The following is a 17,407-nucleotide window of genomic DNA, read 5'->3' on the forward strand; positions in this document are numbered from 1 at the left end:
TATAGTTTAACCGGATTTTATTATAATAGAAAGAGATGATTTCGATTCTTATTGGAGTATTACGACTTGAGGTGTAAAGAATGTCAATGATTGCGCTTTCCATCCCTCCTTTCCCGACTTTTATCAGAGGAGGAGAATTCACCTTCCAGAAGGGTAAGAGCCATTTTTCCAGAGTGTTTACCGTCTTTGATCTGCTATATGTAACAAAAGGAACACTCTATATGCAGGAAGATGAAGAAAAATTTGAAGTGAAAGAGGGCCAGTATGTGATTTTGGTTCCGGGAAAAAGGCATACCGGATACAAAGGGTGTGATGAGGATACCACGTATTTCTGGCTTCACTTTGTCATTCCGAACGATGAGTATCAAGTAGTGGGCACAAAGGAATTGGATTGGTCCTACGTCTATAAAAAGGAGCCGACATTCACTGAACCTGGCCACTATCAGTTTCACATCCCGCAGTATGCCGAGGTAAAAAGAAGAGAGATTGTGGAACAGCAGCTTGAAAATATGCTGAGTATCAGTGACGGGGATGCACATCTACCGGATGACTATCTGAAGCAGCAGATCTATTTTTCGGAATTCATTTTACAGCTTCAAAAAGAAGCGTTTTCCATACCCAGTGCGACAGAAAAGGTATGTGAGTTGGCCATGAAGCTGATACAGGAAAACTATCAGAGCCAGATAAGCATGACATGGTTGAAGGAAGAGCTGAATTTCCACCCGGATTACATCACAAGATGCATGCAAAAAACGTTAGGGATCAGCCCTGTACAATATTTGACCCATTTCAGGCTGCATCAGGCAAAACGCCTGCTGGTGGAGACGGAATATAAAGTATCCACGATTTCGCGTGAAGTAGGCATAGAGGATGTTACCTACTTTTCCAAGCTGTTTAAAAAGATGGAAGGGACCACGCCGATGGAATATAGGAGGCTGGTGCATCGTAAATAGTAGCTGTTCCTTTGCTTTGAATGTTTCAGGCTTTTGAGAGAAGAACGAGGAATTGTACCGTTAGACAGTGGAAAAAGGGTGGGGTGACGGCACGAAAATAAGGAAAAGTAAGGATGGACAACGACCAACCTGAAAAAAGCCTGATCCGCAAGCATGCAGATCAGGCTTTTTTCACTAATACTTATTTATAAGATAAAATCTGAAACCCGTATGCAGGAAGTTTTGCCTGCAGAACATTTGCATCAGTTGCAAACGCAAACTCCTCGTCGTTCCAGATATCGTGCAGCACTTTTCCTTGCGTCCCATCAGGCAGAGTCACAACCAATTCCTGATCACTGTTATTAACGATGAACAAGATTGTTTCGTCATCGGCTGTTTTTTCGTACATCACATGATTGGTTTCATTGCTCGCTTGGATAAATCGGATATCCCCGTGGTTCCCGAATGTCGGACGTTCTTTTCTAAGGTGTGTAAGCTTTTTCACGAAAGCAAACATGTCCTCGTCCTGATTCTCTTTTTCCCAGATCATACACTTGCGGCAGCCTGGATCCTGGTCTCCGGTCATGCTGATTTCGTCTCCATAGTAAATGCAAGGTGCACCGATGAAGGAAAGCTGGAATAGAAATAAAAGCTTCAGTTTGTTCTTGTCGTCGTCACAAATCGTTAGGATCCGTGGAGTGTCATGGCTTCCGAGTAGATTGAAGGCTACCTCATTTACGTTCTTCGGATAAGAGTGGAGAACTTTCGTAATGGAATGAGCGAATTCCTCCGCTTTTGTCTTGTTTTTTGCAAGATAGTCCAATGTTGCAGTTGTAAAAGGATAGTTCATGACCGCATCGAACTGGTCTCCTTGCAGCCATGGCATGGAATCGTGCCAGATTTCCCCTAGGATATAGACGTCTTCTTTTTCCGCTTTCACTGCTTGTCTGAATTCTCTCCAGAACTGGTGGTCGACTTCATTTGCTACATCGAGTCTCCAGCCGTCGATATTGAACTCTCTTACCCAGTAGCGTCCCACTTCAAGTAAATAGTCTTTCACTTCCTGGTTTTCCGTATTTAATTTTGGCATATCCGACACGAAGGCGAATGCGTCATAGTTTGGCTTTGGTTTCGTTTGAACCGGGAAGTCCCAAATGTGGAACCAGTCTTTATACTTGGAAGACTCTCCATTTTGCAATACGTCCTGGAATGGGGCCCAGTAGTATCCGCTATGGTTGAATACCGCATCGAGCATCACCTTGATGCCATGTTCATGGCAGGTTTCCACCAGTTTTTTAAATGTCTCTTTATCTCCGAATTGAGGATCGATTTCCATATAATCGATTGTATCGTATTTATGATTGGAACGTGCTTTGAAGATAGGAGTGAAATAGATTCCCGATATGCCGAGGTCAACAAGATGATCGATATGCTCGATGACTCCTTCGAAATCCCCTCCGAACAAGTTGGTGGTAGTAGGTTCAGTGCTTCCCCAAGGAAGTGCACCTTCTGGATCATTATCCTTGTTTCCGTTTGCAAACCTTTCAGGGAAAATTTGATACCAGATTGTATCCTTTGCCCATGAAGGTGCATGGAACACATCCGCTTTATTCAAGAAAGGAAAACAGAAGTATAGACCGCAATCCTTCGGTTCTTCTTCATAGAAGCCTTTTTCTGTAAGTGTCAGATTTTCTTCCTTTGAAGTAAGAGAGAAACCGTAGCGCAGCCTTCTGAATTCTGGAGATACTTCTGCTAACCAATAGTCATATAGATCATCTGAGCCTGTTTTTGTCATAGACGTTTTTGTTGAAATCCATTCGGAATTTTCCCATACATACGGATCACCATGGATCAATTCCACCGAATCTACATCATTCTTCTTTGTCTGAAGCCGAATGTGAAGAGTGGTGTCGTTGTATGCGTATGCAAAATTGTTTTTAGGGCGATGGTAGATCGCTTCTTTTAGCATCATGTATTCAACCTCTCCTTTATGCAATCGCTTGCATCTAATGTGAGAAAAAAATGGTTGAAATCGCTTCATTGCCATTTTATTCAACATAACCTTATGTCAAATTGAAATCGTTGTCAATGAAAAGCAAAGAGGAGCGGGGGATGAGGAGGAAATGTCATGGACGATCTTCTGGATGATTCATTTTCAAAATGAAAGGAAGCCATGTGTATCAATGGTTTTTTGATAGATTGCCGGTATGAGAGACGTTCCTCTCTATAAATATATCAAATTTTTTAAAAAAACAGGTTGTCAATTGGGTGAATACATGTATAATAAAAAGTGAAAGTTGTGCAATCGTTTTCACGAAAATGTAAGCGCTATATGTTTTCGCTTACATGGTAATGCAACCGCTTGTACAATCTAGTAAAAGATATACTTAAAATGACGGAGGGGTCAATATGAAGAAGTTCCTAGTAATGTTAATGGTTGCGGTCCTTACTCTAGGCGTTCTTGCTGCTTGTGGTCCACAGCGTGAAGACAGAAACGCTGGCGAAGGCAACGGAAATGCTGCAAACAATGGTGAAGGCACGACAACTGAAGGTGTTGAAAAACCAGAAAAGCTTACAGTTTGGGTAAATGATCAAGAAGAGCAAAAAGCAGCTCTTGAAGAAATTTTTGCTGCTTACACTGAAGAAACTGGAATCAAAGTAGAAGCTACTGGAATTTCCATGCTTGACCAAATCGAAGTATTAGCGCTTGATGCTCCATCTGGAAAAGGTCCAGATATTTTCTTCCAGCCACACGATCGTATCGGTGATATCGTTCTTCAAGGTTTAGCTGATCCTATCGACTTAGGTGAAGATGCTGCGAAATACAGCGAAACAGCTATGGATGCAGTTACTGTTGACGGAGAAGTTTACGGTGTGCCTCAAGTTATTGAAACTTATGGATTATTCTATAACAAAGACCTAGTATCAGCTGAAGAAGTTGCTACTATGGAAGGTTTAATGAAAGTTGCTGCTGATCAAACTGATCAAGCACAAGACAAATACGGCTTCTTAATGGAAGCTACTAACTTCTATTTCATCTATCCTTTCTTCGCTGGTAATGGCGGATACGTATTCAAGAACGATGGTTCCGGCTTCGATGCTAAAGACATCGGTCTTGCTAACGAAGGTGCAGTTGAAGGTGGAGAATTGGTACAATCTTGGTTCTCTAATGGCTATATTCCTAAAGAAATCACTGGGGACATCATGAATGGTCTATTTACTGCAGGTAAAACTGCAGCTGTAATCACAGGTCCTTGGAATATCCCGACTTATAAAGAAGCTTTAGGAGATAAACTTGGTACAGCTACACTTCCTAAGCTTGACAATGGCGACGTTCCTAAATCTTTCGTTGGTGTTAAGACTTGGATGCTAAGCTCTTACTCTGAAAACCAAGAGTGGGCGATCGATTTGATGAAATTCGTTACAAACTATGACAATGCAATGAAATACTACTCTGCTGCTGGTGAAATGCCTGCTCTTCAAGAAGCTCTTGAAAGCGAAGAGATTGCAAACGACGAATTGATCGGTGCATTCGCTGAGCAAACTCAATACGGCGAGCCTATGCCAAATATTCCACAAATGCAACAAGTTTGGGATCCAATGGGTTCTGCACTTCAATTCATTGCTAATGGCGACGACGTTGCAGACGTTCTAGCTGAAGCGAAACAACAAATTGAAGATAAAATTGCTGCAAGTGGAGCACAGTAACAATTAAGAGTTAGAAGTTGGTGGATAGATAAAGCTTGAAGCTTGTCTATCCACTATTATTCTTTAAGAAGGAGGATCTGCTATGCCTGAGACAGCAACAACTGCAATGCGGAAACATAACCCGACCTTAGCCATGATCCTTTCCATTTTGTTTGCAGGGTTAGGGCAACTGTATAACCGCAGATATGCGAAAGGTATTGCATTCATTATCATCGAAGCTTCATTTTTAATAACTTTCTGGAACTTTTTAAGCTGGGGTTACTGGGGAATCTTCACACTTGGGGAAATCCCAAAGGTGGACCACTCCATATTTTTATTAATTCAAGGCTTGATTTCCATTATTATCACTGTATTTGCAGCTGGTTTGTATTACCTGAATGTCATGGATGCCCGCAATAATGCCATAGATATTAAGTTAGGTAAAGATAAACCTTCAATCAGAGAAGGACTTAAAAACTTCTATGATACCGGGTTCCCATATTTCATGGTCATTCCCGGTATGATCATGCTTGTATTTATCGTAGTATTACCATTATTATTCATGGTTTCACTTGCATTTACCGATTACAATCTCTATAACTCTCCACCTAGAAACCTTCTTAGTTGGGTTGGATTTGAGAACTTCATCAATCTGGTATCGATTCCACTTTGGAAATCCACATTTTTGAGTGTATTCTCATGGACGATTGTTTGGACTGTTGTTGCAACCACAACACAAATTGCATTAGGACTATTTTTGGCGCTACTAGTTAACGACCCCCGTGTTAAATATAAGCGTTTTATTCGTACAATATTGATTTTGCCTTGGGCAGTACCTGCTTTCGTTACAATCCTGATTTTCGCGGCAATGTTCAATGACCGCTTTGGAGCAATCAACCGTGATATCTTGGGAACAATCGGCATGGCACTTCCTTGGTTGACTGATCCATTTTATACAAAAATTGCAATCATCATGATTCAGACATGGCTTGGATTCCCGTTTGTTTTCGCTTTGTTTACAGGAGTACTTCAAAGTATTTCGAAGGACTGGTATGAGGCAGCGGACGTGGATGGCGGAACACGTTTCCAGAAATTCCGTTTCATCACAATGCCGCATCTTTTATATGCTACTGCACCATTGTTAATCATGCAGTATGCAGGAAACTTTAATAACTTTAACATCATCTATCTATTCAATAATGGTGGTCCGGCAGTTCGCGGACAAAATGCCGGTGGATCGGATATCCTGATTTCTTGGGTATTTAAACTGACGTTCGAGACGAACAACTATAACATGGCAGCAGCAATATCCATCCTACTTGGATTGATTGTAGCAGGCTTTGCTTTCTTCCAGTTCCGTCGCACTCGTTCGTTTAAAGAGGAGGATAATATTTAATGAACAGAAAAACTAAATCAAAGATCGAAGTATCACTGATCTATTTATTCCTGGGCTTCATGTTCATCATTATTGCCTACCCGTTATTGTGGACTATCGGTCTCTCCCTGAATCCGGGAACTAGCCTTTATTCAGCTTCCATGATACCGGAAAACTGGTCATTGGCTCATTACAAATGGCTATTTACGAGCCCTCAGAGTGATTATGTGCTTTGGTATAAAAACAGTATACTTGTGGCAGTAGCAAATGCATTCTTTTCCGTATTGGTAACATCCTTTGTTGCATACGCATTTTCACGCTATCGCTTCCGCGGAAGAACATACGGATTATATGCATTCCTTCTGCTTCAAATGTTCCCTGCATTGATGGCGATGGTTGCCATCTACATCATGCTGAACATGATCAAGCTTGATGATACACTAGTTGGATTAACACTAATCTATATCGGCGGTCAAATTCCATTTAATGCTTGGCTTGTTAAAGGATATTTCGACACCATTCCTAAAGAATTGGATGAAGCAGCTCGCATGGACGGAGCGGGGCATTTTGGAGTATTCTTCAAAATCATGCTTCCACTTGCAAAACCTATCCTGGCTGTTGTTGCACTATTTAACTTTATGGCACCTTTCACTGACTTCCTATTACCGCGTATCATTTTAAGAAGTCCTGAAAACTTTACACTGGCTTTAGGATTGTTCAACTTTATCAATGATCAATTTGCCAACAACTTTACCCGATTTGCCGCAGGATCCATACTCATCGCCATCCCGATAGCGCTGATGTTCCTATTCCTGCAGCGTTATCTGATCGCGGGATTAACTGCCGGTGGTACAAAAGGATAATAATAGTATATAATCGTTTAAGGAAAGCAAAGGTTCTTTTAATTGAAGGAACATATAGCGAAAACTACTAAAACGATTTAAGGGAGGGAAGCGGAATTGATGAAAAGAGTGATGGGGCTCATTCTCGTTCCGTTTCTTCTTTTTTCTGCATGGTTCGTACAACCAGTTCAACCTGTAAAAGCTGAAAAAGAAGAACACGCATGGCAAGATGAGATGATCTATTTTATTATGATCGACCGCTTTAACAATGGAGACACGTCTAATGATTTCGCAGTAAACCGAGATGATCCGAAAGCCTATCATGGCGGGGATTTCCGTGGAATTATAGAAAAGCTTGATTATATCAAGGACATGGGCTTTACTGCTTTATGGCTGACACCAATTGTGAAAAATGAGGATAAGGGCTACCACGGCTACTGGACAGAGGACTTCTACAATACGGAAGAGCATTTTGGAACGATAGAAGAATTCAAAGAGCTTGTAAAAGAAGCACACAAACGTGACATTAAAATCATTGTGGATATTGTGGTGAATCATACAGGCTATCAACATGCCTGGTTGAAAGAGTCCGACAAGGCTGATTGGTTCCATCCCAAAAAAGATGTAAGAGACTGGGAAGACCAGGATGAGGTGGAGAATGGCTGGATTTATGGCTTACCGGATCTGAACCAGGAAAATCCTGAGACGCGTCAATATTTACTGGATATGGCCAAATGGTGGATTGAAGAAACAAACATCGATGGCTACCGACTGGATACCGTAAAACATGTCCCAAAGGAATTCTGGACTGAATTTGCTCAGGAAATGAAATCCGTCAAAGAAGACTTCTTTTTAATAGGGGAAGTCTGGAATGATGACCCACGTTATGTGGCTTCATATGAGCAAACGGGAATCGATTCATTCGTGGATTTCCCTACTTATAATGAGATAACTCGTGTATTTTCTGCACCAGATCAATCTCTGAGTCGATTGGATACGGTATGGGCACATAACCAGAATTTCTACTCCAATCCATATGTCATGGGGAAATTCATCGATAATCATGATGTGGAGCGTTTTACAAGAGAAGCAATCAAGAAAAAACAGTATCCCCCTGCAAGAATAAAGCAGGCACTCGCGTATCTTTATACAGCTCCGGGTATCCCAATCGTGTATTATGGTACGGAAATTGCCCTGGATGGCGGACCGGATCCAGATAACCGCCGTGATATGAACTTCCGTGCGGAGCAAGAGATTGTGGACTATGTAACCAAGCTTGCAGAACTGAGAAGCAGCATGCCAACATTGACACATGGAAGCTTTGAGATGCTCTATGAAGAAGGCGGTATGGCCGTATTCAAGCGAGAATATGAGAAAGAAATGACGATTATCGCAATAAACAATACAACAGGCACTCAAGTCGCCCCGATAAAACAGGACATGATTGGTGAAGAGCTTGAGCTTCGCGGCACCCTGAGTGATGAGCTGGTCCGCAATAGCGACGGCGAATACTTGATCAGCCTGGACCGTGAAACCGCTGAGATATACACGGTAAGCGAGGATTCTGGTATGAATGTTCCATTCGTTGGAGCAATGGCACTTATATACGGTGGCTTTATTGCATTCATTGTGGCTGCTGTTGTCAGACGCCGGAAAAAGAAAGAATAACTTTTTGTGGATACATTTTCTTTTATTGAAGATGTTCCATGTGGATAAATGTATCCGTTTACATGATTTTAGTTTCATTTTAAAAGGGAGGGGATAGGTGCATGGCAGTTACGATAAAGGATGTAGCAAAGATTGCCAATGTTGCACCTTCCACAGTTTCTCGCGTGATCGCGAACAGTCCGCGCATAAGTGAAAAAACAAAAAAACGCGTGAGAGAAGCAATGGAAGAGCTTGGGTATCATCCAAACTTTATCGCTAGAAGCCTGGCAAACCAATCCACACAGGTCATTGGTCTTGTGATGCCGGCTTCAGCTGATAAAACATTTCAAAATCCTTTCTTTCCGGAAGTGCTAAGGGGAATAAGTACGGCCGCACACGAAAAGCAGTATGCACTTCAAATGTCCACCGGGGAAACCGCAAACGAAATTCTCGATGGTGTGATGCAGATGGTGCAGGGACGCCGAGTAGACGGGATCATTCTGCTGTATTCAGCAGTTGAGGATAAAATTATCAAGTATTTGCAAAAAGAGTGTTTTCCGTTTGTCGTGATCGGAAAGCCATTTGAGCAGGTTGAAGAGATCACACATGTGGACAATGACAATTACCGGGCAGCAAAAGAAGCGACCGAGCACCTGATAGACCTTGGGCACAAACGTGTGGCATTTGTCGGTGGAAGCATCCAGCTTGTGGTGACGATCGACCGCCTTCTGGGCTATGAAAAAGCGTTGCGCACAGCGGAAATTCCTTACAAGGATGAATACATTATCCACGAGGAGTTCCTGAAAGAGGGTGGACAGGAAGCGGTATCCGAACTGCTTAGTTTGGAAGAGCCGCCAACGGCCCTCGTGGTAGCCGATGATCTGATGGCATTGGGCATCCTGAATACACTACATGATATGGGAATCGATGTGCCAGAACAGATGTCGATTGTCAGCTTCAACAATGTCCTGTTGGCAGAAGTGGCACGTCCGCCTTTGACCTCAGTGGATATCAATATCTTTCAACTTGGGTTTCAGGCAGCGAAAACACTGATTCAGAAAGTGAAGGATCCAACAGAACCGACGAAACGAATCATCATTCCTCATAATATGGTAAAGCGCCAAACGTGCAAGGAACATAAATGCAACATAGTGGAAAGCTAGTCTGAATTTCGGACTGGCTTTTTTGTTTTTGAGCGGTTGGTTTGGTGGTTTTTGTTGTAAGAATTTGGGTAATGTTCGATAGAAAGTCAAAAAAGTTCGATAGACCTCAAAAAATGTTCAATAGACATTAAAAAAAGTTCAATAGACATTAAAAAAAGTTCGATACAAACCGAAAAAAGTTCAATAGGACCCACAGTGACTGAAAAATCAGCTAAGAAAAAGCTTCTCCTCATAACAGAGAAGCTTTTTCTTCATAAACTGACCTCTATATCTCTGATTCATCACCCATTCACAATTTTCCCGCCATTCACATGCAAGATCTGTCCTGTCATGTAGGAGGAATCATCACTTGCAAGGAAAACGTAGCTTGGCGCGACCTCTTCTGGCTGACCAGGACGTTTCATTGGTGTATTGGAACCGAAACTCGCCACCTTATCAGCCGAAAAAGTGGACGGAATCAAAGGGGTCCAAATCGGCCCCGGTGCGACACCGTTGACGCGAATTCCTTTTCCGACCAATTGCAGGGCAAGTGAACGTGTAAAGGTGACTATAGCGCCTTTTGTTGCGGAATAATCGAGCAAGGTTTCATTTCCGGCGTATGCTGTGACAGAAGCTGTGTTGATAATGGAGCTCCCGCCAGCCAGGAATGGCAATGCTGCCTTTGTCAGATAAAAGATAGAGAATATGTTGGTGCGGAACGTTTTCTCCAGCTGTTCCGCAGTAATATCTTCAATGCTTTCCTGAGGGTGCTGTTCTGCAGCATTATTCACTAGTATATCAAGTTTGCTGAACTTGCCCATGCACTCATCGATCACCTTTTTGCAAAAGGATTCCTGCCCGATATCCCCGGCAATCAGTTGACAACGACGGCCTTCCTGTTCAACCTGTCGTTTCGTTTCATTTGCATCATTATGTTCACTCAAATAGGCAATCACGACATCGGCACCTTCTTTTGCAAAAAGGATGGCTGCTGCACGTCCGATTCCACTGTCGCCCCCGGTAATAATGGCCACTTTACCTTTTAGCTTTCCGCTTCCCTTATAGGAAGAATCCTCCGATTTTGGTTCTGGGACCATTTCGGACTCCAGCCCTGGCTGTTGATTTTGGTGTTGAGCAGGCAAGGTTTTCTTTGTTTCATTTGACATGTAGACACCTCCAATAATTCTTTCATATTATTGGAAAAACCCTTATAATTTATCCTAATAAAGCTAGAACAATAAGAGGGGAAATGAGGGGGAACGATGGGGGAGATAATAGTACGTGAGGCTACAAGGGATGACGCTGCATCCATTCTCGAACATAGCAGAATAGCATTTTCAGAGAGCAGGAACCTCCTGACCACACCTGAAGAATTCACCATTACAGTCGAAGAGGAGCTTCGTTGGCTTGCTGATAATAAGGCTAAGAACAATCTGGTACTCGTTGCGGAACAGGATAACCGGATAATCGGAATGCTGAATGCGCAAAGGGGGTCGAGAAAACGGGTCCAGCACAATTGCCAATTCGGAATCAGCATTCAGGAAGCTTATTGCAATAACGGCATCGGCACCAGGATGATTAGAATGCTGCTCGATTGGGCCGCCTTGGATCCGATTATTGAAAAGGTCAACCTGGAAGTTTTCTCACACAATGATAGAGGAATCCATGTATATGAAAAGCTCGGCTTCAAGGTGGAAGGCAGAAAAGAAAGACATGCAAAGTTTGAAGATGGTACATATGCAGATGAGTATGTCATGGGGAGATTTGTAAAAGGGAGTGGAAAAGAATGAAAACATTGGTTTGCTTTGGTGATAGCATTACAGCAAGGGAATTTGACGAAGAAGGCCGAGAAAGGTTGACGCCTCGTATTGCAAAGGAAATGCCTGGTTGGAAGGTTGTGAACAGTGGGATATCTGGAAATACCACTGTCGATGCCCTACTGCGTATCGAAGAGGATGTTGTGAACCATCATCCGGACCTGGTCACAGTATTACTTGGAGCCAATGATTCTGCCATTCACCGGAATGTAGAAATTGAGTTGTACGAAGAAAACCTGAGAAGGATTACGAGTACGATCGGTCCCGAAAAAACATTATTAATCAGTGCAGCTCCAGTCGTGGAAGAAAGGCAGGATGCACGTAAAAATGAAACGCTTCAAGAGTTTGCAAGTGTGGTGGAAAAGATTGCAGCTGATACAGGGGCACACTATCTAAACTTTTTCAAAAAGATGCTCAAGCACCCAGGCTACGAGGATTTCCTGACGGAGGACGGATTGCATTTCAATTACAAAGGGTACGAATTTCTATCGGAGGCAATCCTGACAAAATTAAAAAGTATCTAAAAAGTGCCAGGTACCCTGATAGAGGCCTGGCACTTTGTAAATATTAGCGGTAGTTCACAAACTGCAGATCAATATCAAGGTCTGCTGCTCTTAATGCGGCGATGACCTGTTGCAGGTCATCGCGGTTTTTGCCCGTTACGCGCACCTGGTCGTCCTGGATCTGGGTTTTTACCTTCAGACCGGAATTCTTGATAATGGTGTTGATTTTCTTTGTGTTCTCTTTATCGATGCCTTGTACCAATGTTCCGCGCTGGCGTACAGCACCTTTGGAGGCATCCTCGATTTTTCCGTATTGGATATTCTTTGTAGGCACATTGCGTTTGATCATTTTGCTAACCATGACATCCTTCAGCTGGTCGAGCTTGAACTCACTGTCGGAAAGCAGGACAAGCTCCTCCTTCTCCAATTTGATGTCACTGACAGAGCCTTTGAAATCAAAGCGGTTTTGAATTTCTTTCAAGGCAATATTGATGGCATTTGTTACTTCTGCTAAATCTACTTTTGAAACAATATCAAAGGAGCTTTCTTTAGCCATGGGAAATCCCTCCATTTAATGTTTAAATTTTTACCAAAAGGCAATAGAATAAAAAAATATCGCATTCTGTTCTTAATTATAGTAGAATGAAGCGGTTTGGACAACTTAATGAAAGTCGGGTACACTTTACATAAGAACGGATGAAAAGGAATGGTAAGAATGACGTTGGAAACAGGTACTATTTTGGAATTGACAGTGGATAGGGAAACCCCACTTGGATATATGCTTACGGATGGGGAAGAGACCATCCTGCTTCATAAGAATGAAGCGACAAGAGAATTACAGCAGGATGAAGCAGTAGAGGTCTTTCTCTATTCCGATCAGAAGAGCCGCATTACTGCAACAATGACCATCCCTAAAGGTCTCAATGGCCATGAATGGGTGGAAGTGGTGGAAGTTCTGCAAGGGCTTGGCGTTTTTATCAATATCGGAATTGCCAAGGATGCATTGATCCCGGAGGATGATCTGCCGGTATTTGAAGATGTTTGGCCAGAAGTGGGGGATCTTCTGTTATGCCGTGTGAAGACGGATCGCAGGGGCAAATTGATCGGTAAGCTTGCGTCCCAGGATGTCATGCTCGATCGCTCCATCAATGCTCCAACAGACATCGTAAACCAGAATGTCCAAGGGACGATCTATCGACTGCTGAAGGTCGGCAGCTATATGATTACCAATGAGGGATATGTCGGGTTTATTCACCACTCGGAACGTAAGGAAGAGCCGAGATTGGGCGGCATCGTCGAAGGTAGAGTGATTGGTGTGAAGGATGATGGCACCATCAACGTCTCCTTACTTCCTCGAAAACAGGATGCCATGGATGATGATTCCAAAGCTATCATGGATTATCTCGAGCTGCGCGGAGGCGCAATGCCATACAGCGATAAGAGTGCACCAGAGGATATCAAAGAACGCTTCCTGATCAGTAAGGCGGCATTTAAGCGTGCAATGGGGAAACTTCTTAAGGAAGGCCTGATTACACAGAAGGAAGGCTGGACTTATAAGAAGGACGAGGAAAAAGGGGAATAGTCTTGGGCAAGGGCTGAGCAAAACAAGTCATTCAGCATTGACTACTTGGCGGGTCTTTTTTCTTCTCAAATGTGAAGTTGTTAGAATGTTGGGGATTTCTGTTAGAATGATTGCTGCATCTGTTAGAATGATTGCTACATCTGTTAGAATGATTGCTGCATCTGTTAGAATGATTTGAAAATCTGTTAGAATGCACCTGTTATACTAGGCATAACGCAATTTGGAAAGAGGATTACCCTAAAAATCGTTACTTTTTGCGTACAAAGGTAATTTTTTTATTGGATTCCCTGAAAAAGGCTTGAAGCTTGCAAAATATTTACCAGGAAACTTTGTCTTCTTGGTTTCTTTTTGAAATATCTCCATCAAAAAGCCCGGCTCCCAAAAGCCGGGCTTTCCAATTATAGATGATCTGTTTTCTTGGAATATTGACGTTCGCCGTTCTTGCGGCTCTTTTCGCGTTCCATGTTCTTTTCGTGGCGTTTAGCGTTATTGTCTTTCGCTTTTTTATCATTGTCGCTTGTATGTGGCATCAGGATGTACCCCTTTCAAAATAAGGATAGGAATAGGTTATCCAAATGCAGAAGCTACTATGTGCCAGTTAATTATGCTTTGTCATCGTTCAGGAAGAATAACGCAATCGTGCCCGGTCCTGCGTGGGCACCGACCGCTGATCCGATTGTAGTGATCGTGAAATTGCTGCAATCAGAGGATTCCTTTATCATTTCTTGAAGTGCAATGGCAGTCACTTCGTCGTCTCCGTGGCTGATTCCCACCCGTTGATTGGCAGCGGTGAATCCGTTTCGCTCTTTCATGACTTCAAGCATCCTACGCAGCACTTTTTTTCGGCCGCGGATTTTTTCAAGGGGGATAAGCTTCCCATCCTCCATATGTAGTAAAGGCTTGATATTCAATAGTCCGCCAACAAATGCAGACGCCTTGCTGACACGTCCGCCCCGAGCCAAATAATCGAGATTATCCACTGTGAATACATGTTCCATATGGGATATGTCATAGTCGATATTAGCCAGGATGTCCTCTTTGGAAGCACCATTTGCGGCTAATTCGGCTGCATGCTTCACAACAAGCCCCAAACCGAGGGAAGCGCATTTTGAATCAATGATGGTGAGATCGAGGTTTGGATGCTCCTCCATCACCTCATGCTGCATCAAAACAGCTGTTTGATATGTACCTGACAATTCAGAGGAAAAGGCGATATAGATGGCAGTTTGACCTTTTTCTGCAATTTCGGTAAAAATTTCTTTCATTGTATTAGGGGATGCCTGGGAGGTTTTTATAACCTGTCCTTCACGCATAGAGTTATATACAGTGGAGGAGTCGATCGTTACCATATCCTCATATTCCGTTTCTCCAAATAAGACTTTTAGTGGAAGCAGTTCTACATGATCCTGGTTAAAAAAGTCTTTTGGTAAGTCGCTGGCACTATCTGCAATGATTTTTATTGTCATTCTGTCACCTTCTTTATTATACTTACATTCATGTATTCTTTTGTTCCCTGCCGTGGAAGATTACTCCTTTTTTTCAGTTTACCTATTAAATGAAAACTCTTCAAGAAAAGAAATCGCAGCAACCGTTTGAGATGGGTAAAAAGAGGAAAAATACATAGAATAAGGCAGTAGGTTGGTTAGGAGGTTATTTAGTCATATGATGATGCAACAGCATGTGAAGAAAGTATTGATCGTATTAATCGGGGCATTTCTGAATGCCATCGCAATGAATTTTTTCTTAATACCCGCAGATGTTTACGCAAGTGGTTTTACAGGGGTGTCACAGTTGATATTCCGGATATCCGAGGATTATTTTCCGTTTACCATTTCCACAGGTATTTCGTTGTTCCTCTTAAATATTCCTGTGACGATATTGGCATGGAAAAAGGTTGGACGTTCTTTTACCATTTATAGTTTTTTAAGTGTTTTCCTGATGTCCCTGTTTCTCGAAATTGTCCCTATCTATAAGGTGAATGACGATATTCTCCTCAATGCAGTATTTGGAGGAGTCATTGCAGCAGTCGGAGTTGGATTAACACTGAAGTGGGGAGCATCAACAGGAGGATTGGATATAATCGCCATGATCCTTTCCCGAATGAAGGACAAGCCTGTTGGAACTTATTTCTTCGCATTGAATGCCGTGATCATTATCACAGCGGGACTTGTGTTCGGCTGGGAAAAAGCGCTTTATACACTAGTGACGCTTTATGCATCAACAAGGGTCATTGATGCGATTCATACACGCCATGAGAAATTGACGGCCATGATTGTCACGAAAAAAGGCAAGGATGTCAAGGATGCGATCCATGCAAAAATGGTTCGTGGAATTACATCTGTCCCTGCTAAGGGTGCATTTACTGGGGAAGACAAGGAGATGCTTATGATTGTCATTACCAGATATGAAATGTATGATCTGGAACGCATCATCAAGGATGCCGATCCAAATGCTTTCACCAATATCGTCCAGACAGCGGGCATCTTTGGATTTTTCCGTAAAGACTGATAACAGAAAAACAGCGCAGCCCTAGAGAGAGTGGCTGCGCTGTTTTTTTACTTACCTTCTAATGAATGCAAACGGTCCTGCAATTCACGAAGCTGGCGTTGTTCTGCCTCGGTTGTGTTTGCATAGGCGGAGGATAATGCGTTCTTTGCAACATCTATTTCATTTTGTACGGATGAAGAATTCATGTTGGCTTTTTCCGCATTCATGACTGCCTCACGTGCGGATTGAAAAAGCTGATTGCCCATAATCTAAAATCCTCCAAGTGAGTTCTGTTCGGCCTTGTGGGCTTTGCGTTCCTCAGCTTGTTCCATTGTCAGATGGTAAGGGATTTGCTGATCATGCTGCTGCACGGAGTTCTTGCCTTGTTGTACAAAACGTTTGGATTTGCTGCTTCTACCCATTATGAAAGCCCCCCTTTTCATATAGGACAACAAGCGTCCACTATATAGTGTGAGACAATCGGGAAAATTTATTTGGACAAATAATTGGCAGGATTAAAGCTTCAAGTATTTTTCGAGAAACACGGCTATTCCGTCCTCCTGGTTGGAAAGTGTGGTTTCCTTTGCTTTCCCTTTAAGGCCGTCAATCGCATTTCCCATTGCGACCCCCATCCCGGCGAATTCAATCATTTCATAGTCATTGTCTTCATCTCCGAAAGCAATGATGTTATTCTTGGGTATATTATAATAGTCGGATATCCGTTTCAGCCCCACCGCTTTACTCATACCGGTACGTACAATTTCAATGACATGCCATGGTGCTGCCCAGCGTCGGTGGTCAATCACTTCTGCGTGGACCTCCGTCAGGTATTTCCTGATTTTTGCTACTTCACTTTCGCTTGCGTGGATCAAAATACATGTTGGATCCTTTTTTAGTACCTGTCGCAGGTCTCCGGTTTCCATTTTGGGATTACCAAAGCCGAAAATGTCCAACAGCTTTTCATCATGAAAATGAAAATAAACATCATCGATCACTTCCGCAAGGATATTATGTATTTGATATTTTTCACTGACTTCAATGATTTCCTTTACTGTTGAAAGGTCAAGAGGCTCATGGTAGACACCCCAATCATCGTTTCCGGGAAAATGCACAAAGGCACCGTTAAAGTTGACGATTGGAGTGGTCAGTCCCAGTTCTTCATAGTACATGGAGCTTGCGCGATATGGGCGACCTGTAGCGATGACTACTTCATGGCCTTGTTCACGCGCTTTTTGAAGCGCAAGTTTATTCCGGGCTGAAATTTTTTTATCGTCGGTTAATAATGTTCCATCTAAATCGACTGCTATTAAATGTTTTTCCAACGAGATCCAACTCCTTTAAAATATCGACTGTTCATTTATACAATTCCAAGTGTAACCTTTTTCAATTTTAA

General features: G+C 42.6%; 18 protein-coding genes. 10 read left to right on the top strand and 8 right to left on the bottom strand.

Features of this window, described 5'->3' with window-relative positions; translation table 11 throughout:
- Nucleotides 1-80 precede the first annotated feature (80 nt).
- Complete coding sequence (locus ACFVAD_RS14905; protein ID WP_386641540.1) at nt 81-953, top strand: AraC family transcriptional regulator; 873 nt, start codon at nt 81-83, stop codon at nt 951-953.
- A 181-nt stretch (nt 954-1,134) separates the two neighbouring features.
- Here ACFVAD_RS14905 and ACFVAD_RS14910 read toward each other — a convergent pair whose 3' ends face one another.
- Nucleotides 1,135-2,901, bottom strand: coding sequence for an alpha-glycosidase (locus ACFVAD_RS14910; protein WP_386641933.1), 1,767 nt, complete (start codon nt 2,899-2,901; stop codon nt 1,135-1,137).
- Between the two features lie 440 nt (nt 2,902-3,341).
- On the opposite strand from ACFVAD_RS14910, the gene ACFVAD_RS14915 reads away from it, so the two are divergent.
- From ACFVAD_RS14915 to ACFVAD_RS14935, 5 genes are all read left to right on the top strand, one after another.
- Entirely contained in the window at nt 3,342-4,640 is a 1,299-nt protein-coding gene (locus tag ACFVAD_RS14915) for a sugar ABC transporter substrate-binding protein (protein WP_386641543.1), read from the top strand.
- Between the two features lie 82 nt (nt 4,641-4,722).
- Nucleotides 4,723-6,015, top strand: coding sequence for a carbohydrate ABC transporter permease (locus ACFVAD_RS14920; RefSeq protein ID WP_386641545.1), 1,293 nt, complete (start codon nt 4,723-4,725; stop codon nt 6,013-6,015).
- Nucleotides 6,015-6,857 carry a sugar ABC transporter permease gene (locus ACFVAD_RS14925; RefSeq protein WP_204416621.1) on the top strand — a complete coding sequence of 281 codons (843 nt, stop codon included), beginning with the start codon at nt 6,015-6,017 and terminating at the stop codon, nt 6,855-6,857. The genes ACFVAD_RS14920 and ACFVAD_RS14925 overlap by 1 nt, the downstream gene beginning before the upstream one ends.
- Nucleotides 6,858-6,956: 99 nt before the next feature.
- Nucleotides 6,957-8,504 carry an alpha-amylase family glycosyl hydrolase gene (locus ACFVAD_RS14930; protein WP_386641936.1) on the top strand — a complete coding sequence of 516 codons (1,548 nt, stop codon included), beginning with the start codon at nt 6,957-6,959 and terminating at the stop codon, nt 8,502-8,504.
- Nucleotides 8,505-8,605: 101 nt separating this feature from the next.
- A complete protein-coding gene (locus ACFVAD_RS14935; RefSeq protein ID WP_386641549.1) occupies nt 8,606-9,646 on the top strand; it encodes a LacI family DNA-binding transcriptional regulator in 1,041 nt (346 codons plus the stop codon).
- 281 nt (nt 9,647-9,927) lie between these two features.
- Here the strand turns inward: ACFVAD_RS14935 and ACFVAD_RS14940 are convergent, their stop codons facing one another.
- Complete coding sequence (locus ACFVAD_RS14940; RefSeq protein ID WP_386641552.1) at nt 9,928-10,791, bottom strand: SDR family oxidoreductase; 864 nt, start codon at nt 10,789-10,791, stop codon at nt 9,928-9,930.
- Between the two features lie 96 nt (nt 10,792-10,887).
- Between ACFVAD_RS14940 and ACFVAD_RS14945 the strand changes: the two genes are divergently transcribed.
- Together ACFVAD_RS14945 and ACFVAD_RS14950 are read left to right on the top strand one after the other, a co-directional pair.
- Nucleotides 10,888-11,415: a GNAT family N-acetyltransferase gene (locus tag ACFVAD_RS14945; RefSeq protein ID WP_386641555.1), complete on the top strand. Its 528-nt coding sequence runs from the start codon at nt 10,888-10,890 to the stop codon at nt 11,413-11,415.
- Complete coding sequence (locus ACFVAD_RS14950) at nt 11,412-11,966, top strand: DUF459 domain-containing protein (RefSeq protein ID WP_386641558.1); 555 nt, start codon at nt 11,412-11,414, stop codon at nt 11,964-11,966. The genes ACFVAD_RS14945 and ACFVAD_RS14950 overlap by 4 nt, the downstream gene beginning before the upstream one ends.
- 43 nt (nt 11,967-12,009) lie before the next feature.
- Here ACFVAD_RS14950 and ACFVAD_RS14955 read toward each other — a convergent pair whose 3' ends face one another.
- On the bottom strand, nt 12,010-12,501 hold the full coding sequence (locus ACFVAD_RS14955; RefSeq protein ID WP_204416613.1) for a YajQ family cyclic di-GMP-binding protein: 492 nt from the start codon (nt 12,499-12,501) through the stop codon (nt 12,010-12,012).
- 159 nt (nt 12,502-12,660) lie between these two features.
- Here ACFVAD_RS14955 and ACFVAD_RS14960 point away from each other — a divergent pair, with 159 nt between their 5' ends.
- Nucleotides 12,661-13,527, top strand: coding sequence for a CvfB family protein (locus ACFVAD_RS14960; protein WP_386641561.1), 867 nt, complete (start codon nt 12,661-12,663; stop codon nt 13,525-13,527).
- Nucleotides 13,528-13,925: 398 nt separating this feature from the next.
- Here ACFVAD_RS14960 and ACFVAD_RS14965 read toward each other — a convergent pair whose 3' ends face one another.
- Together ACFVAD_RS14965 and ACFVAD_RS14970 are read right to left on the bottom strand one after the other, a co-directional pair.
- A complete protein-coding gene (locus ACFVAD_RS14965; protein ID WP_386641564.1) occupies nt 13,926-14,057 on the bottom strand; it encodes a DUF3941 domain-containing protein in 132 nt (43 codons plus the stop codon).
- 72 nt (nt 14,058-14,129) lie between these two features.
- Nucleotides 14,130-14,993, bottom strand: a complete 864-nt coding sequence (locus ACFVAD_RS14970; protein WP_386641567.1) for a DegV family protein — start codon at nt 14,991-14,993, stop codon at nt 14,130-14,132.
- 196 nt (nt 14,994-15,189) lie between these two features.
- Between ACFVAD_RS14970 and ACFVAD_RS14975 the strand changes: the two genes are divergently transcribed.
- Complete coding sequence (locus ACFVAD_RS14975) at nt 15,190-16,035, top strand: YitT family protein (protein WP_386641571.1); 846 nt, start codon at nt 15,190-15,192, stop codon at nt 16,033-16,035.
- Between the two features lie 47 nt (nt 16,036-16,082).
- On the opposite strand, the gene ACFVAD_RS14980 is transcribed toward ACFVAD_RS14975, so the two are convergent.
- From ACFVAD_RS14980 to ACFVAD_RS14990, 3 genes are all read right to left on the bottom strand, one after another.
- Entirely contained in the window at nt 16,083-16,280 is a 198-nt protein-coding gene (locus tag ACFVAD_RS14980) for a DUF3813 domain-containing protein (RefSeq protein ID WP_386641574.1), read from the bottom strand.
- A 3-nt stretch (nt 16,281-16,283) separates the two neighbouring features.
- Nucleotides 16,284-16,436: a hypothetical protein gene (locus tag ACFVAD_RS14985; RefSeq protein ID WP_386641577.1), complete on the bottom strand. Its 153-nt coding sequence runs from the start codon at nt 16,434-16,436 to the stop codon at nt 16,284-16,286.
- 93 nt (nt 16,437-16,529) lie between these two features.
- The gene (locus ACFVAD_RS14990; protein ID WP_386641579.1) at nt 16,530-17,336 is read right to left on the bottom strand and encodes a Cof-type HAD-IIB family hydrolase; all 807 of its coding nucleotides are present in this window, start codon (nt 17,334-17,336) and stop codon (nt 16,530-16,532) included.
- Between the last annotated feature and the right edge of the window lie 71 nt (nt 17,337-17,407).

The organism is Sutcliffiella sp. NPDC057660, from assembly GCF_042800035.1.
Classification (GTDB): domain Bacteria; phylum Bacillota; class Bacilli; order Bacillales; family Bacillaceae_I; genus Sutcliffiella_A.

What these genes read in the sequence shown, in the direction of transcription:
- ACFVAD_RS14905 (WP_386641540.1), top strand. Translation starts at nt 81, where the DNA reads ATGTCAATGATTGCGCTTTCCATCCCTCCTTTCCCGACTTTTATCAGA.
- ACFVAD_RS14910 (WP_386641933.1), bottom strand. Translation starts at nt 2,901, where the DNA reads ATGCTAAAAGAAGCGATCTACCATCGCCCTAAAAACAATTTTGCATAC.
- ACFVAD_RS14915 (WP_386641543.1), top strand. Translation starts at nt 3,342, where the DNA reads ATGAAGAAGTTCCTAGTAATGTTAATGGTTGCGGTCCTTACTCTAGGC.
- ACFVAD_RS14920 (WP_386641545.1), top strand. Translation starts at nt 4,723, where the DNA reads ATGCCTGAGACAGCAACAACTGCAATGCGGAAACATAACCCGACCTTA.
- ACFVAD_RS14925 (WP_204416621.1), top strand. Translation starts at nt 6,015, where the DNA reads ATGAACAGAAAAACTAAATCAAAGATCGAAGTATCACTGATCTATTTA.
- ACFVAD_RS14930 (WP_386641936.1), top strand. Translation starts at nt 6,957, where the DNA reads ATGAAAAGAGTGATGGGGCTCATTCTCGTTCCGTTTCTTCTTTTTTCT.
- ACFVAD_RS14935 (WP_386641549.1), top strand. Translation starts at nt 8,606, where the DNA reads ATGGCAGTTACGATAAAGGATGTAGCAAAGATTGCCAATGTTGCACCT.
- ACFVAD_RS14940 (WP_386641552.1), bottom strand. Translation starts at nt 10,791, where the DNA reads ATGTCAAATGAAACAAAGAAAACCTTGCCTGCTCAACACCAAAATCAA.
- ACFVAD_RS14945 (WP_386641555.1), top strand. Translation starts at nt 10,888, where the DNA reads ATGGGGGAGATAATAGTACGTGAGGCTACAAGGGATGACGCTGCATCC.
- ACFVAD_RS14950 (WP_386641558.1), top strand. Translation starts at nt 11,412, where the DNA reads ATGAAAACATTGGTTTGCTTTGGTGATAGCATTACAGCAAGGGAATTT.
- ACFVAD_RS14955 (WP_204416613.1), bottom strand. Translation starts at nt 12,501, where the DNA reads ATGGCTAAAGAAAGCTCCTTTGATATTGTTTCAAAAGTAGATTTAGCA.
- ACFVAD_RS14960 (WP_386641561.1), top strand. Translation starts at nt 12,661, where the DNA reads ATGACGTTGGAAACAGGTACTATTTTGGAATTGACAGTGGATAGGGAA.
- ACFVAD_RS14965 (WP_386641564.1), bottom strand. Translation starts at nt 14,057, where the DNA reads ATGCCACATACAAGCGACAATGATAAAAAAGCGAAAGACAATAACGCT.
- ACFVAD_RS14970 (WP_386641567.1), bottom strand. Translation starts at nt 14,993, where the DNA reads ATGACAATAAAAATCATTGCAGATAGTGCCAGCGACTTACCAAAAGAC.
- ACFVAD_RS14975 (WP_386641571.1), top strand. Translation starts at nt 15,190, where the DNA reads ATGATGATGCAACAGCATGTGAAGAAAGTATTGATCGTATTAATCGGG.
- ACFVAD_RS14980 (WP_386641574.1), bottom strand. Translation starts at nt 16,280, where the DNA reads ATGGGCAATCAGCTTTTTCAATCCGCACGTGAGGCAGTCATGAATGCG.
- ACFVAD_RS14985 (WP_386641577.1), bottom strand. Translation starts at nt 16,436, where the DNA reads ATGGGTAGAAGCAGCAAATCCAAACGTTTTGTACAACAAGGCAAGAAC.